Below are 15,273 nucleotides of genomic sequence, written 5' to 3' on the forward strand. Positions count from 1 at the left end.
AGCACCGGCCGCCAGAATAACGACAAAAAATTCCGGGATTCCCACTGTGAGCAGCACAGCCTCCACCGCCAGCGGCCTCACCCTGCAACATCATGAGCTGCTGCGCATCTATGCCTACTACCGGGTCGCCATCGCGCTGATACTGCTGGGGATTTTCAATTCTGAATTCGGTCGCGGCGCCGTGGGCAACAGCGCACCGGCTCTCTACCTGAAAACGGTAGTCGCCTACTGCGCGCTCAACCTGGGCTGGCTGGTCTACCTGCGTCACAACCACTATCGCACCAACGCCGGGCAGGTGGGCGTCATCCTCGGCTGCGACATCCTCGCATTTCTCGTATTGATCCAGTCCAGCGGCGGCCTGAATTCCGGGCTCGGCTACCTGTTGCTGATCAATTGTTCCGTGGGTTCGATGCTGCTGGACCGGCGCATGGGGGCCTTCTTCGCCGCCGTTGCCAGCATGGCGGTGATCGGGCAACAACTCTACGGATTACTGGCAGGCATTGCCGATACCCAGGATATCGTTGCCGCCGGCAGCCTCGGCATCCTGCTTTTCGCCACCGTCAGTGCCCTTCAATACCTCTCCGGCCGTATCCGCAGCGCCACGCTCCGTGCGGACCAGCAGAGCCGCCAGGCCGCCCACCTACAGCGCCTGGCACAACAAATCGTGGAGCGGATGCGCACCGGTGTGCTGGTGCTGGATTCAGCCAACAAGCCAGAGCTGGTCAACCGTGCGGCACAACAGTTGCTGGGGGAGCGGCTGCGCAATGGCGAAAGCGGCCAGAGTGAACTGGGCAAGCTGGTGCGCGACTGGAGAATGGATCCGGGGCGGGGCAATCCGCTGCTGCCGACGGAAAATGGCGGCGATTTACGTCTGAACCTCACCAGCCTGCCGCGGGAACACGGCGACAGCACCCTGATGTTCGTGGAGGACAACCGCAAGCTGGCGGAGGCGGCACAGAAACTCAAGCTCGCCTCGCTGGGCCACCTGACGGGCTCTATCGCCCACGAGGTACGCAACCCCCTCGGCGCCATCAGCCACGCGGCGCAGCTGCTGTCCGAATCCCCGGGCCTCAATCAGGAAGACCGCCACCTGGTGGATATCATCTGTCGCCACAGCCTGCGGGTAAACCAGATCGTGGAAAATGTCATGCAGCTCTCCCGGCGCCAGCCGGCGGAGCCCCGCCTGCAGGATCTCGCCCTCTGGACCGAGCAGTTTGTGGCAGACTTCCGCGCCGGCGCCCCCGCCGACACCGTCATCGAGCTGGAATTGCCCGCCGACGAGATCCCGGCCCGCTTTGATGCCCACCAGCTGGGCCAGATCGCCACCAACCTGTGCAACAACGCCCTGCACCATTCCAAACTCAACAGCGGGCGCCGCTGGCTGGGGGTCGAGGTCTATCGCCACCCGCAGAGCGATTGTCCGGTGCTCGACATCAGTGACCTGGGAGCGGGTGTCCCGGCAGAAAACCTTGAGCTGATCTTCGAGCCCTTCTTCACCACCGGCCAGGGCGGCAGCGGGCTCGGCCTGTATATTGCCCGGGAGCTTGGCGAAGCTAACCAGATCAACCTCCATCACTGCCGCGACCACCACGGGCGCAGCTGCTTCCGGGCCGAGTTTGCCCCGGCGGACTCCCCGGTTCACTGACCAGACGCAGCCCCAAATCCGCCCGGATCTCTGTCATAATCCAGCACTTTACGGAAGCAACAATAAAAGTAAGCGGATCCATGCAACCACTGGCCCTGGTCGTCGATGACGAGCCGGATATTTGTGAACTCCTGACGCTGACCCTGCAGCGCATGGATGTGCGCTGTCACACGGCTGCCGACCTGGGGGAAGCCCGCCGCCTGCTGGCAGAGCACCACTACCACTTCTGCCTCACCGACATGCGCCTGCCGGATGGAGATGGCCTGGCACTGGTGGAGCTGATTCAGCGGGAGCTGGATGGCCAGCTGCCAGTGGCCGTCATCACCGCCCATGGCAACACGGATACCGCCATCAGCGCCCTGAAGCTCGGCGCCTTTGATTTCGTCAGCAAACCGGTGGATCTGGAGCGGCTCCGCAGCCTGGTGCAACTGGCGCTGCGACTGAACCGCGAGCGGGATGATCGCGCCAGCTCCTCTGCCCCCCACCTTCTGCTGGGTGAGGCACCGGCGATGCAAAAATTGCGCGCGCAGATTGCCAAGGTGGCCCGCAGTGATGCCCCCATTTATATCAGTGGCGAATCCGGCTCCGGCAAGGAACTCGCAGCCCGCTCCATCCACTTGCAGGGCCCCAGGGCCGAGCAGCCGTTTGTAGCGGTCAACTGTGGCGCTATTCCCGCGGAATTGATGGAGAGCGAGTTTTTCGGGCACAAAAAAGGCAGTTTTACCGGCGCCCACCGGGACAAGCCGGGCCTTTTCCAGAGCGCCGCCGGCGGCACATTATTTCTCGATGAGGTGGCAGATTTACCGCTGCCCATGCAGGTCAAGTTACTGCGTACGATCCAGGAAAAAGCGGTGCGCCCGATCGGCGCCAGCCAGGAAGTGCCGGTGGATGTGCGCATTCTGTGCGCGACCCACAAGGACCTGGCCCAGGAGGTCGGGGCGGCACGTTTTCGCAACGACCTCTATTACCGCATTAACGTGATTGAAATTGCGGTGCCGCCGCTGCGCGAGCGCGCCAGTGATATACCGCTGCTGGCCGATACCATCCTGCGGCGTATTGCCCGCGCCGCGGGCATACCGGCACCGGAGCTGGCACCAGCCGCGCTCGGCGCCCTGCAACGCTACAGATTCCCGGGCAATGTCCGCCAGCTGGAAAATATCCTCGAACGCGCTTTTACGCTGTGTGAGGAAGGTGTCATCCGCGGGGAGGATCTGAACCTGGAGCAGGATGCCGCCCCGACACCGCCCAGGCCCATCAGCCCTGCAACCCCACCGACAAAGCCCGATCCTTCCCTCGAGCGGTATCAGGGCCAGTTCGAGACCGGCCATTACAGCTCGCTGGATGAATTCCTGGAGAGTATTGAACGGCAGGCCATCGAGAACACCCTGCAGGAAACCCGCTGGAACCGCACAGCCGCTGCACAGAAGCTGGGCATCAGCTTCCGTTCACTGCGCTACCGCCTGAAAAAGCTCGGCCTCGAGGACTAGCGACGCTCAGTTTATATCTGATACGCACGTGCTGTAAGCGCGTGTGATTGGCTTTTGCATCCGATGGATTATGCTGGAGATCCCTCACGGACAGAGGACTCCATAATGAAAAAAATAATAAAAAATAATCGGGGATTCACCCTCATTGAACTGATGCTGGTGATTACGATCCTCGGTGTAACAATCTCTCTCGCTGCACCACCGATGAGTGATTTCCTCAAGCGCTACCAGGCCGAAGCTCAGAGGCAGAAGCTTTTTGACCTCATCGCCCTGAGCCGAAGCAAAGCCTATGGCCACGGTCAAATCTACACTCTGTGCGGCAGCGCAGACCGGCAGACCTGTAGCGGAACCTGGGCCGACGGCGCACTATTTTTCGCAGATACCGATGGAAACGGCTCCCGAACCAGTGACGAGGAGATTGAGAGAGTGATGGAGCCACTACCTGATGGTGCATCCCTTACCTGGAGCAGCTTCGGCAACAAGCCCTATTTGCAGTTTCGCCCGAATGGATTAACTCCCAACCAGAGTGGTAATTTCAGTTACTGCCCACCGGACGGCAATGAGCAATATGGCTGGATTATCGTGCTGAATGCGATGGGACGCCCCTATTACGGCAGGGACAACGATGGCGATGGGAGAGCGGAGAACGGCAGCGGGGAAAACCTGAATTGCCCCACCACCGTTTGAGCTGGTCGATGTCAGTTGCAGGTCTTGTTCCAGCAGAGGTCACTGGCCTCTGTCAGGTCGCCATCATTATCCCGGTCCCAGACTTTTTCGCCACTTGAGGAAAGCTGGACGATTCCATCTGCAGCCTGGCTACCTTTCGGTTGAGCCTGAAGCACATAGGAGGAACCATCGGCGGCCGTGATGCGCAAGTCATAGGTTTTGTTGGCACCGTCTAAAGGTGACTCAGTCGGAAAGATCTGAGGCGCTCCCGTATCGGCATCTGACACTGCAGCCGCCTCATAGGTACCATTCTGGGTAAAGTGCCGCTCCATCGCCTGTGCCAGCCCCAACAGCGCTCCCTGGGCATCAGCGCGGTTGGTGGACCGCACCTGGTTCTGGTAAGACGGCCAGGCTACGGCCGCCAGGATCGCCACGATGGCCACCACGATCATCAATTCAATCAGGGTAAAACCACGCTGTTGCTTGATCATTTTTATCACACCCTAGGTATTACTGTTCTGGGAACGGGCCCCTTTTTGGGGCCCTCTGCATCTCTCCATCGACTTATCTTGGTGAGAACTCTTCCCAAGACAGGCGCCCTTCCCGCTCCTCGTCGCCCACGTCGATATCATCACAGATTACATCACCACTGCTGCCCGGGGTACAGCGTACATCGCCGATAAAGCCCGACTGGCCCGGCATACCCGGATCGCTGCCGCCGTTACCGCCATCTTCATCACAGCCCCCACCCACACAGGCATCGAAGGCCATACCCACATAACCGTCATCGCCGGCATCAATAGAGCCATCGTTGTTGAAGTCCGCAACAGCGTCATCGTTGGCTTCACCGGTGCGGAAGTCGAGGCTCATCAGATAGCCACGGCCACTGGAAGCACAGGGTTGCGGGTTCGGGCTGACGGTACTGAAAAACAGGGTGTTACGGCGCAGTGTCGCGGACGAAATGACCCGCTCACCGGCGAAGCCTGTACCATTCACATCGCCAGTATCCAGCAGGATCTTCCAGCCCTGCTGGCTGGTCCAGTCCAACGCCTCTGTCAGTGGGTTGTCATAATCCACCTGCCGCGCGGTGCCATCGTCTGCCAGCACGCGCGTCGCCAGGTCATCGGCGACAACTGAGTTGCTGCCGAGTGTGTAGTCATTGTCCCAAACCGCGTAGAAAGCACTGGCGGTATCATCAACCAGGTCGCCGCTGTTCAGGTACTGCCCGGTGCCGAACATCACCAGCACATTTGCACCAGCGCCGGTGACTGCAGTGTTACGCGCCACCAGGGGGGCAGACATGATCGCCGCAGACGGTTCACCAGCTTGCGCACCGGCGCTGAACAGCGGCTTGCCACCATACACGCCCCAGCCGCTGTCCGCAGTGGCGGAGAGGTCGAAAGACCACATGTTACCCATCAGGTCGCCTGCGTAAACGCGGTCGACAATGCGATCGCCATTGAGGTCGATCAGCCGCGGGGAAGACAGGCCGTTTTTACGACCGGTAGCGCTAGCACCCATTCCAGTAGAGATGTATTTCCACTCACCGGCGGTCCAGCTGCCATCCAAGCCATCCTCGATGTAGACAACAAACAGACCGGCCTCGCCGTTATCGCTGTTGTAGCCGTTACCAAAGATCACCGCCCACTTGCCGTTATTGAGCTTGGCGATCTGCGCCTCGGAGTAGGAATGACCGAGATTGGCCGCGTCATCTGCGCCGTCAAATTCCCACATTACGATCTCATCGGCGAAGGTCTCATTGAGCCGGGCCGGATCAGTCACATTGAGGGCAAAGTATCCTTTGCCACCACCACGCAGCCCGCCCACGAGCACTGACAGCCACTCCTCCTTGTTGCCACCATCAGGATCGATGTAAATATCCGAGACCGTTGGGGTCAGGTCGACATAATAGTTGTGGCTGTACTCGCTGTGGGTGAAGGAGTGCAGGCCTTCGTATCTGGCAGCATCCAGCACCAGCGAAGGGACATAGCCGAAAACTTCCTCACCGGTTTCCGCGTTGAAGCCGTGCAACATGCCGTCATTGGCACCAACGTACACCATCGGTGTGCGCGAGGTGTTATCGATCTTGAATTGCTCGTACTTTTCATTGTTATTGTTACCACCGAAACTGGCGGGCCAGTTCAGCTCCGGCTTTCCGACATAAATCGGGGTCGAGTGGACGATGTCACCCAGCAGCTTCGGACCGGTAAAACCGTCCAGCAGGGTCGAGAAGGTACCCCGCTGACGGTAACCGTTGACGCCATCGTTGGTCGTATCGCCACGCAGGTAAGTCAGGCGATCAGCCCAGGCAGCGTCGGCATTGCCAGTGCCGTCATCAATGTTCAGGTCATCCTCATGCGGCGAGTCCGGATCTCCATCGACACCCGTAGTTCCCGCTGTCAGCGGCACCCCCTGGCCATTGAAGTAGGTGATGATCTCCCGCGTCGAGGAGGTTTCGTCCGAGAGCTCTTCCGAGGCCTCCCACAGGGTGGAAGCAATCCGACCAGTATCCGGATTTAACGAGCGTGCATACAGGCGCCCGCTGAAATCCGAGGTATCGAACTTTGCCGAGTAGATAACCGAGCCGATATCCAGTGAGGTGGAGTTGAAGGCAACCGACGCCTGCGTACCAACGGAGTTGGAGATGGCATTCACTGCATCGTTCAGCGAGGCCGCCAGCGCATCGGCGCTGTCCGCAAACTGGTAACTGCCCCCGCCCTGTGAGCCCGCACTTTGCAGCAGCGCGTTGTCAGCCAGATCGGTATCGGCAAAGCCGATGTAGTAACTGGTGATGTTGTTCTTGTGAGTCGGATCCGTTGGATCGGTCAGGTCCGGGCGCCAGTCAATATCGTAGAGCGCCTTGGCCACATCATCGAGCGCATCGGCGTCGTCAACATTGCCATCCCCATCGTAGTCCTGGAGGTGGGTAGTGTAGGCAGAGTCATTGTTGGGAAGGCCGTCGGTCAGCGCCAGAATAAAGTTCGCCTGGCAGTAATTGGTAATCGCCGGGTTGCTCGCTGTCGGGGCTGTCGCGCCAGAGTAGTTCGGGCCCGGGTTACCGGGGTCACCCAGCACCTGCCCGGCGGTAAACGTGCTTTTTTCCTTAACTGCATCGCCCGGGTGGATTGTTACGGTATTGCCGGTAAAGCCCTCAACGAAATAATAGCCAAGATCGGTTACTGCCTCGGCCAGGGGAGTAACACCGCCAGCCTCAATCGCATTGATCTTGGTGATGATGCTATCACGCGCACCCGTATCAGAGATGCTTGTGAGCCCCTGCAGCACCGTCGCGCCATCCCCGGCATTGAACCGGGCCAGACCAACCCGCAGCTCCCCCAGCCCCCCGACCAGTTTGGTCGCCGCCTGCTGGGCCACTTCCAGGCGGGTTTCCCCGCTCGCAAGGGTGTTATTCATTGAACCCGAGGAGTCCATCAGGATCATCAGGTTAGGCTCAACCTTACCAGTGGCCTGCAGAGGAACATCAGAAAGTGTCAGGGGCTCGGCACTGATACAGGTAGAAAAAGTAAAAGAAAAACCGCACAGACCGTAAAAGAGCGGCTTCAGAGCAAATTTTTTCAGCATTGTTTTGTTCATGAATCCTTCCTAGAAGCGCTTGCCGTAGTGGCTGACGATCACTCGAGTCGTACTGTCGGTAAGGCCCTGCCCTCTGGCAATGATGCGGAACACTTTTACCTCCCCGCCGCCGGTGGTCTGGCCGTAGCCGCCAATGGTAATACTGTCAGCGGGATCCTCTTTGTCGGCATTGCCGGCGATTTCGATATACATGCGCCCCGATAACTGATTGCCCTTGGCATCTTTCATCGGCACCTCAAACAGGTTTGACGATGCGTCGCTCCAGGTGGCAGCTGCCAGCAGATCATCTGGGGCCTCCCCTTCCGCATGCAACCAGTTCAGGCTGCCGAATTCTCCCGTGGTGGAGATGCCATCGATATACTGCTCGCCCTGCCTGACCAGTGCCTCGGCTACCTCCAATGCCACTTTGGCGTCGCGGGAGGCGAAGGTCATTTTCTCCTCCAGCAAGACTGTCCGGGCCGCCGAAACTCCAATCAGGGTCAAAACCAGCAATACGATCAGGCTGACAACCAGTACTGCGCCTCTCTGTTGCGAGATTACTCTCATTACATTCTCCCCCGATTACGGATCTTGGCCGTGCTCAGGTAAACCTTGCGCAGCTTGCCGTCACTGTAAGTGGTATCAACACCATCGAGGTCAGTCACCGTCAGGTCGTCGGCACGAACGGCACTGTCACTGGCAACCACCAGCTGAATTTTTACCGCAATAGCCTCTTCCATTTGCGCCGCTGTAAGGCCCGCGGCCGAGGTCCAGCCGTCGACCACTTCATCACCGTCATTATCACGGCCATACAGAATCTGCATATCGTCGATGCCCGGCACCAGCTCCTGCACACCAGTGCCGGTGGCGGAGATATACAGTGAGGGACCGCCGGTTCCCTCGGCAATGAAGTAGGTGCGTTCGTAGGGCTTCAGGATCCGCGCATCGGCACCGTACTGGCGTTGCAGGGTTTTGGTGGCGTTGTCGACGGCACCGGTCAGGTTGCAGCTGCCGGTATTGTGCGTGATTGTCTTCTTATTAGCGTTGGTGTTGTTTACCGCCCCGGAATTATTACAGCCACCCTCCCCCTGCACAGAAGTGATGGTCATCAATTCGCCGCTCTGGCAGTTGGTCAGCAACACGATGTCGCCGGCGTCCACTTCACACGAGGCACTGACATGGAGCGCCGCGGCCTGGATACTCGGAACCATGCGGCCAGCACCGCCGCAGGCATCGTCCGAACCACGCAGCGTCAGGGTGTCGGTTCCATCGACAACGTTGACCGTGCCAATAGTCAACCCACTGACATTGTCCTCACCCAGCACACCGTCAGCCCCAATCTGGTCGTACAGGTCCTGGGCACTGGCATAATCAGCATCCGTGGTGTCGAGATGGTTCTGAATCGCGCTTTCATCCGGTACACAACCCCAGTAATCCGCCATGCGGATTTCCTTGGTCATCAGGTCCATGGCGAAGCGGCCACTCTCCTGCACCCGGGCGAATGCGGTCTGCATTTGCATGGTGTTGCGGTTACTGTCAAAGATCTGCAATACGCCCCAGAGCAGCATGGCGCTCAGCAGGATTGCGATCATCAGTTCAATCAGCGACAGGCCTCGCTGTCTGGCAAGTAACTTCATGTCTACAGCTCCACGACCATCACAAAGGAGGAGTTTTCTGTGCCGCCAGCAGCGGTGCCCCGGTCTGCGCCGGTATGTTGCTCGTTCCAGCCCACGGTCAAAGTCACCGTGCGGCCGACCCGGGTGATTTCACCAGAGCCCGCCGGCAGGTTGCTATCGATAACCTGCCCCCAGTCATACAGATCCAGATTGGCGAGGTCTCCGGCAGAGCAAGAAAGCGTCGCACCACAGGTTGGTGCCGTCTCGCTGCCGTCTACGGTCTTGCCGTCATAGCTGCCGAGTTCGAGGCCATCCGGGTTTGCCCGCATGCGCTCGGCCATTTCGTGGGCTGCCAGTGCGGCCATATAGCGGTGGTGCGCATTATTACCATTCTTCAGGCTCATGACCTGGGTCGCCGATAGCCCGAGAAGGCCCACCGCCAGTACCAGGATGGTCACCAGCACCTCAATCATGGTCGCGCCAGTTTGCTGCTTCATCGTGCCTCCTTAACTACATGCTTCGCCGGCAGAGGCGCGCAGCACCCCGGAGGCCAGCAGCCTGAGCTTCTTGCCGTGATTGCCGGTGCGGTCATCGCAGACAGTGACTTCCATCACATTGCCCCCACCGTTCACCGCGCCACGGGGGCTGTAGCTCATGTCGATGTCCGCTTGCGCCGTGCCATCAACCTCGCCGGAAATCACCAGGCCGGAGGCCGCCGGGAGGCGAACCACGCGGAGCTCCTCACCGGCATCGAAGCCGCCATCGCCGTTCTCGTCGAACCAGACACGCAGGCCATTGGCGATGTCGTTGTCGAGCGCCTCTACCTGCACGTCGCGGCCGCGGCGCACGGCCTCAGAACGGGCAAAGTGCAATGCACCGGCCACGTCATTCGAGGCCGCCGTCAGGCGGTTGTTCTTGATCATGGTGTTGAAGGAAGGAACCCCGATACTCATGACGATGGCGAGGATCGCCACTACCATCATCAGCTCAACCAGGGTAAAGCCAGCTTGACTGGCACGAGAAGTTAACATCGCGGTTGACCCATTTCCGAAACATGACACAGCTGACCAAGCCCTTGTCCTTAAGAGATTGGCGGAAAGGATTCTAACCGAGGAGAATTGGAATGAATTTGACTAAGAAGCCAGATCGACGAGCGGCGAATTCCTCCCGACAAGCGGCATATCACCATTCGCCAGGTGAGAAGCTGGTCTCACAGAGACTGCGATGCTGGCCAAAAAGCAGAAAGCCCTCTGGCGCAATCCAGAAGCCTTGCCCGGACCCCTGCGCCAGTCCGGCCAGCGATCTGAGAGGATGCAGTATTGGTACGGGGCTGCCCCCTGCCAAGCTGGCGCCCGCTCCAGGCTGCCTACAGGCCATCTGCAATCACTACAGGCTGCGGTCCCGCTGACATGAATATCGCGTTTGCCTCTACCGTCATTGACTTATCCCACTGCCGGAGCGATCGGGACAACGACGCCGCTCCGGCCGCTTTCGACTGTGATATCACCGATATCGCAGGAAGCTTTACCTGGGCGAGAACTCTTCCCAGGACAGGCGCCCCTCACGCGCCTCATTGCCCACATCGATATCATCGCAGATCACATCACCGCTACTACCCGGGGTACAACGCACGTCACCGATAAAACCTGACTGGCCGGGCATGCCCGGATCACCACCCGAGCCGCCACCTTCGCCACAGTCCTCAGTACAGGCCTGGAACTGCTTGCCCACGAAGCCCTCGTCCTGCGCATTGATTTCACCATCATTGTTAAAGTCAGCAACGGCATCATTGCCAGCACGACCGGTTCGGAAGTCCAGGCTCATCAGATAACCGGAGCCGCTCGATGCACAGGGCTGGGGGTTGGGGCTGACAGTACTGAAGAAGAGGGTATTGCGGCGTACGGTTGGTGATGTAATCACACGCTCCGCCGCGTAAGCAGAGCCAAACCCACTGCCATCATCCAGGACCATTTTCCAGCCCTGATGGGTTGCCCAGTCCACTGCGACACTTAAATTTTCATCAATGGTCCGATTAGTGCCAACGGGCTTCAACACCTGCGCGGCCAGGTCATCGCCAGTTATTGCACCGTTCGCAAGTGTGTAATCGTTATCCCATACAGCGTAAAAAGCTCCCGGGGTGCTGCCGGTAAGATCTCCGGTATTGAGGTATTGGCCTGTGCCGAACATCACCAGCACATTGGCTCCATTGCCGGCTGGCGCCACACTCGTATTGCGGGCTACCAGTGGAGCGGAGAGAATCGCGTTGTTTGGCTCACCTGTATTGCCTGTGGTAAACAGGGGAACGCCGACATAGGGCCCCCACGTCTCGCTGTCATTACCTCCGCTGACATTGCCATCCTGATCAGAAAGGTCGAAGGACCATAGATTACCCATCAGGTCCCCGGCATAGACGCGGTCTACAATCCGATCACCGTTCAGATCGATCAGACGAGGAGACGATAAGCCGTTCTTGCGCTCACCCACAGCGCCAGCACCGGTGGAGATAAACTCCCAATCGCCCGCGTCCCAGCTGCCGTCGGCGCCTTCTTCGATGTAAACGATAAACAGACCGGCGACACCGCTCTCACTGTTGTAACCGTTGCCGAAGATTACCGCCCACTTGCCATTATTAAGTTTGGCAATTTGCGCTTCGGAGTAGGAATAGCCGAGGTACTGGGCATCAGTCCCACCGTCAAATTCCCACAGGGCAACAGCTTCTGCATTCGCCTCATCAAACTGGTGCCCCTGGGTAACTGTGCCGCTTGCATCACTCTTGCCAGCACCGGAAACATTCAGAGCAAAATAACCCCTGCCACCCCCTCGTAAACCACCCACCAGCACTGTCGCCCATTCGTCAATTCCATTGCCGTCCGAATCGATATAAACATCAGAAACTGTAGGTGTCAGATCCACGAAATAGCTATGTTGATAGGTGCTATCGGTAAAGCTGTGCAGCCCTTCGTGACGACCACTATTCAGCAGTAGAGCGGGAATATATGCAAAGATTTCCTCGCCCGTGTTGGCATTGAAACCATGCAGCATACCGTCATTGGCACCCACATAGACCATCGGGGTCCGATCCGCATTGTCGATGCGGTACTGCTCGTAGGATTCACTTGCATTGTTGCCACCAAAAGTACTCGGCCAGTTCAACTCAGGCTTGCCAACATAAATTGGTGTACTGTGAACAATATCGCCGAGCAGCTTGGGGCCAGTCATGTTATCAACCAGCGCGGAGAAACTGCCCCTCTGACGGTAATTGCCAACACCATCATTGGTGGTATCGCCGCGGATATAACTGAGGCGGTCTACCCAGGCGCCATCATCCAGACCTGTACTTTTGTTTATATTCAGGTCGTCTTCGTGAGGAGAATCCGGCAAATCGGTATCGACACCCGCGCTGTCGGCTGTGAACGACACGCCCCTGCCATTCAAATAGGTAATGATTTCCCTCGTGGACGAGGATTCATCAGCCAGCTCCTCGGAGGCCTCCCACAGGGTATTGGCGATTCGACCGGTATCGGGATTCAGCGAACGCGCATAGAGGCGACCACTGAAATCCGAGGTGTCAAATTTTGCAGAATAGATGACAGAGCCGATATCCAGCGAGGTGGAGTTAAATGCAACCGAGGCCTGGGTACCGACAGAATTCGAGATTGAGTTAACGGCATCATTGAGGGAGCTGGCCAGGGAGTCCGCACTATCGGCGAACTGATAGCTGCCACCCCCCTGGGCACCTGCTGATTCCAGCAAGTTATTCGTTGCCAGGGCAGGATCTGCAAAGCCAATGAAATAGCTGGTTATATTATTTTTATGGGAAGTATCATTGGGATCATCAAGATCCGGTCGCCAGTTGATGTCATATAAAGCTTTGGCAACATCATCTAGTGCGTCCCCGTTGGTGGAGTCATCGTCCAGGTCATAGTTCGCGAGATAGCTGGTGTATGCCGAATCATTATTCGGCAGACCGTCGGTCAGTGCCATGACAAAGTTTGCCTGGCAGTACTCCTGAATCGCAGGATTATCCCGTGTCGGCTTGGCGGCTCCTGATGCATACACGGGGCCAGGGTTACTACTCGCGCCCAGAACTGCACCGGCAGAAACATCTTCACTGTTGTCCGCATCCCCGGGGTGAATCGTTACTTTGTCATCAGTCCCGGTATAACCTTCCACAAAGTAATAGCCCACATCCGTCAGCGCCTCGGCCAACGGAGTCACACCATCGGCATTGATCAGATCGATCTCGGTCAAGAGAGCATCTCGGGCACCATCTTCGGAAATACTGCGCAGACCCAACAAAATTTCAGCACCATCCCCACCATTGAACTGGGCAAGACCGACCCTCAGATCCCCAAGGCCTCGCACCACCGTCTTGGCCGCCTCTTTGGCGATATAAAGCCGGCTGTCTGTCGGGTCTGTCGCTGTCGTCTGGCTATCCAGATACCAGGCCATTGAGCCTGATGAGTCCATCAGAATCATCAGGTTTGGTTCTACCTTACCCGTGGCCTGCAGGGGAACATTCGACAGCGTAAGGGGCTCGGCACTTATACAGGTTGAGAAAGTAAATCCAAAGCCAAAAAGCATGTACAGAAGTGGCCTCGGCGCGAATTTCTTCAGCTGCTTGTTGTTCATTTTTCTTCCCTAGAAGCGCTTTCCGTAATGGCTGATAATGATCCGAGTGGTACTATCGGTCAGGCCCCGACCCTGGGCGACGATGCGGAATACTTTGATTTCCCCACCCCCGGTCGTTTGCCCATAGCCGCCGACCGTAATACTGTCGGCGGGGTCTTCTTTATCGGCATTGCCGGCAAGCTCAATGTAATAACGGCCGTTCAGGGCGGTGCCATCCGGCGCCTGCATACTCACAGTTTTTGATGCGGAATTGCCGCTACCCCAGGTCGCGCTATCAAAAAGGCTGTCCGGTCCCTCGCCTTCAGGGTGAAGATGAGCCATCACTCCAAAACCTCCCGTGGTCGACATCCCCTCGATCTCCGTCTCTGCGGCCCTGACCAATGACTCTGCAACTTCCAGGGCCACTTTTGCGTCCCGTGAAGCAAAAGTCATTTTCTCTTCCAGCAGCACGGTGCGCGCTGCAGAAACGCCAATCAACGTGAGAACGAGTAGGACAATCAGGCTGACGACGAGCACGGCACCACGCTGTCGCGAAAGGCCTGCAATATGCGAACGTCCAGGCATGGTCATTAGAGCCTCCCCCGGTTGCGCACTTTTGAAGTGGTCAGGTAGACCTTGCGCAGCTTGCCATCTGTATAAGTGGTAATTTGGCCATCCAGATCCGCGACATCCATATCATCTGCCCGGACACTGGTATCGCTGGTTGCGACGAGCTGAACTTTAATGGCCACCGCCTGCTCCATCTGCGCAGCGGACAACCCGGCGGAGGAAGTCCATGTGTCCACGACCTCGTCATTGTCAGCATCACGCCCGTAAAGGATCTGCATGTCTTCCACACCGGGCACCAGTTCCATGGCAGTGTTGCCGGTGTCGGCGACATACAGGGAGGGCTCGCCGGTTACCCCACTATTGGCAATAAAGTAGGTGCGCTCAAAGGGTTTGAGAATTCTTGCATCGGCGCCATATTGGCGCTGCAGTGCTTTCGTGGCGTTATCGATGGCCCCAACCTGGTTACAGGCGCCGGTATTGTGCGTGATGGTTTTTTTTCTGTTATCGGTGTTGTTTACGCTAGTCGTCGTGTTGCAACCGCCTTGCCCCTGCACAGAGGTGACGGTCATCAGTTCGCCACTCTGGCAATTCGTCAGGAGAATGACATCACCCGGCTCTACCTCGCACTGTGCACTGACATGCAATGCAGCAGCCTGGACACTGGGGACCATGCGGCCCGTGCCGCCACAGGCATCGTCTGCGCCACGAATAGTCAATGTATCCGTCCCGTCCAACACTGGGACGGCACCGATCGTAAGACTGCTCGCATTGTCCACACCACCAACGCCGTCGGCTCCGATCTGATCGTACAGATCCTTTGCCGACGAACCGCTGTAGTCCGGGTCGCTGGTATCGAGATGGTTTTGAATGCTGGCCTTGTCCGGCGCGCAGCCCCAATAATCCGCCATGCGGATCTCCTTGGTCAGCAGGTCAGTAGCAAAGCGGCCACTCTCCTGCACCCGCGCAAAAGCCGTCTGCATCTGCATGGTGTTGCGATTACCGTCAAAAATTTGCAGCACCCCCCAGAGCAACATCGCACTGAGCAGTAAAGCGATCATCAGCTCGATCAGCGACAGGCCGCGTTGATTTCCAAGTAAATTCATTT

General features: G+C 58.0%; 12 protein-coding genes. 3 read left to right on the forward strand and 9 right to left on the reverse strand.

Annotated elements, in window-relative coordinates:
* The first annotated feature begins 46 nt into the window (after nt 1-46).
* The 3 genes from AWR36_RS14940 to AWR36_RS14950 all read left to right on the forward strand — a co-directional run bounded on the left by AWR36_RS14940 (nt 47) and on the right by AWR36_RS14950 (nt 3,819).
* Nucleotides 47-1,645 carry a sensor histidine kinase gene (locus AWR36_RS14940; protein ID WP_067086831.1) on the forward strand — a complete coding sequence of 533 codons (1,599 nt, stop codon included), beginning with the start codon at nt 47-49 and terminating at the stop codon, nt 1,643-1,645.
* A gap of 80 nt (nt 1,646-1,725) precedes the next feature.
* On the forward strand, nt 1,726-3,132 hold the full coding sequence (locus tag AWR36_RS14945; protein WP_067086834.1) for a sigma-54-dependent transcriptional regulator: 1,407 nt from the start codon (nt 1,726-1,728) through the stop codon (nt 3,130-3,132).
* Nucleotides 3,133-3,237: 105 nt separating this feature from the next.
* The gene (locus tag AWR36_RS14950; protein ID WP_067086838.1) at nt 3,238-3,819 is read left to right on the forward strand and encodes a pilus assembly FimT family protein; all 582 of its coding nucleotides are present in this window, start codon (nt 3,238-3,240) and stop codon (nt 3,817-3,819) included.
* A gap of 11 nt (nt 3,820-3,830) precedes the next feature.
* Here AWR36_RS14950 and AWR36_RS14955 read toward each other — a convergent pair whose 3' ends face one another.
* The 9 genes from AWR36_RS14955 to AWR36_RS14995 form a co-directional block, all read right to left on the reverse strand.
* Complete coding sequence (locus tag AWR36_RS14955; RefSeq protein ID WP_067086842.1) at nt 3,831-4,289, reverse strand: type IV pilin protein; 459 nt, start codon at nt 4,287-4,289, stop codon at nt 3,831-3,833.
* Between the two features lie 73 nt (nt 4,290-4,362).
* The gene (locus AWR36_RS14960) at nt 4,363-7,392 is read right to left on the reverse strand and encodes a PilC/PilY family type IV pilus protein (protein WP_067086847.1); all 3,030 of its coding nucleotides are present in this window, start codon (nt 7,390-7,392) and stop codon (nt 4,363-4,365) included.
* A 9-nt stretch (nt 7,393-7,401) separates the two neighbouring features.
* Nucleotides 7,402-7,938 carry a pilus assembly PilX family protein gene (locus AWR36_RS14965; RefSeq protein ID WP_067086851.1) on the reverse strand — a complete coding sequence of 179 codons (537 nt, stop codon included), beginning with the start codon at nt 7,936-7,938 and terminating at the stop codon, nt 7,402-7,404.
* Entirely contained in the window at nt 7,938-9,008 is a 1,071-nt protein-coding gene (locus AWR36_RS14970; RefSeq protein WP_067086854.1) for a PilW family protein, read from the reverse strand. The genes AWR36_RS14965 and AWR36_RS14970 overlap by 1 nt, the downstream gene beginning before the upstream one ends.
* Before the next feature lie 2 nt (nt 9,009-9,010).
* Nucleotides 9,011-9,484, reverse strand: coding sequence for a type IV pilus modification protein PilV (pilV, locus tag AWR36_RS14975; RefSeq protein ID WP_067086857.1), 474 nt, complete (start codon nt 9,482-9,484; stop codon nt 9,011-9,013).
* Nucleotides 9,485-9,493: 9 nt separating this feature from the next.
* Nucleotides 9,494-10,018: a GspH/FimT family pseudopilin gene (locus AWR36_RS14980; RefSeq protein WP_067086861.1), complete on the reverse strand. Its 525-nt coding sequence runs from the start codon at nt 10,016-10,018 to the stop codon at nt 9,494-9,496.
* A gap of 493 nt (nt 10,019-10,511) precedes the next feature.
* Complete coding sequence (locus tag AWR36_RS14985; protein ID WP_067086865.1) at nt 10,512-13,619, reverse strand: PilC/PilY family type IV pilus protein; 3,108 nt, start codon at nt 13,617-13,619, stop codon at nt 10,512-10,514.
* A 9-nt stretch (nt 13,620-13,628) separates the two neighbouring features.
* Nucleotides 13,629-14,189: a pilus assembly PilX family protein gene (locus tag AWR36_RS14990; RefSeq protein WP_067086869.1), complete on the reverse strand. Its 561-nt coding sequence runs from the start codon at nt 14,187-14,189 to the stop codon at nt 13,629-13,631.
* Nucleotides 14,189-15,271 (reverse strand): PilW family protein, encoded by a 1,083-nt coding sequence (locus AWR36_RS14995; RefSeq protein ID WP_067086872.1) that lies wholly within the window; start codon nt 15,269-15,271, stop codon nt 14,189-14,191. Before AWR36_RS14995 ends, AWR36_RS14990 begins: the two co-directional genes overlap by 1 nt.
* Nucleotides 15,272-15,273 lie beyond the last annotated feature (2 nt).

Origin of the sequence: Microbulbifer flavimaris (assembly GCF_001641755.2) — a bacterium.
GTDB lineage: Bacteria > Pseudomonadota > Gammaproteobacteria > Pseudomonadales > Cellvibrionaceae > Microbulbifer > Microbulbifer flavimaris.

Bases quoted from the DNA above. Each gene is read 5' to 3' on its own strand.
- AWR36_RS14945 (WP_067086834.1), top strand. From the start codon at position 1,726: ATGCAACCACTGGCCCTGGTCGTCGATGACGAGCCGGATATTTGTGAA.
- AWR36_RS14950 (WP_067086838.1), top strand. From the start codon at position 3,238: ATGAAAAAAATAATAAAAAATAATCGGGGATTCACCCTCATTGAACTG.
- AWR36_RS14955 (WP_067086842.1), bottom strand. From the start codon at position 4,289: ATGATCAAGCAACAGCGTGGTTTTACCCTGATTGAATTGATGATCGTG.
- AWR36_RS14960 (WP_067086847.1), bottom strand. From the start codon at position 7,392: ATGAACAAAACAATGCTGAAAAAATTTGCTCTGAAGCCGCTCTTTTAC.
- AWR36_RS14965 (WP_067086851.1), bottom strand. From the start codon at position 7,938: ATGAGAGTAATCTCGCAACAGAGAGGCGCAGTACTGGTTGTCAGCCTG.
- AWR36_RS14970 (WP_067086854.1), bottom strand. From the start codon at position 9,008: ATGAAGTTACTTGCCAGACAGCGAGGCCTGTCGCTGATTGAACTGATG.
- pilV (WP_067086857.1), bottom strand. From the start codon at position 9,484: ATGAAGCAGCAAACTGGCGCGACCATGATTGAGGTGCTGGTGACCATC.
- AWR36_RS14980 (WP_067086861.1), bottom strand. From the start codon at position 10,018: ATGTTAACTTCTCGTGCCAGTCAAGCTGGCTTTACCCTGGTTGAGCTG.
- AWR36_RS14985 (WP_067086865.1), bottom strand. From the start codon at position 13,619: ATGAACAACAAGCAGCTGAAGAAATTCGCGCCGAGGCCACTTCTGTAC.
- AWR36_RS14990 (WP_067086869.1), bottom strand. From the start codon at position 14,189: ATGACCATGCCTGGACGTTCGCATATTGCAGGCCTTTCGCGACAGCGT.
- AWR36_RS14995 (WP_067086872.1), bottom strand. From the start codon at position 15,271: ATGAATTTACTTGGAAATCAACGCGGCCTGTCGCTGATCGAGCTGATG.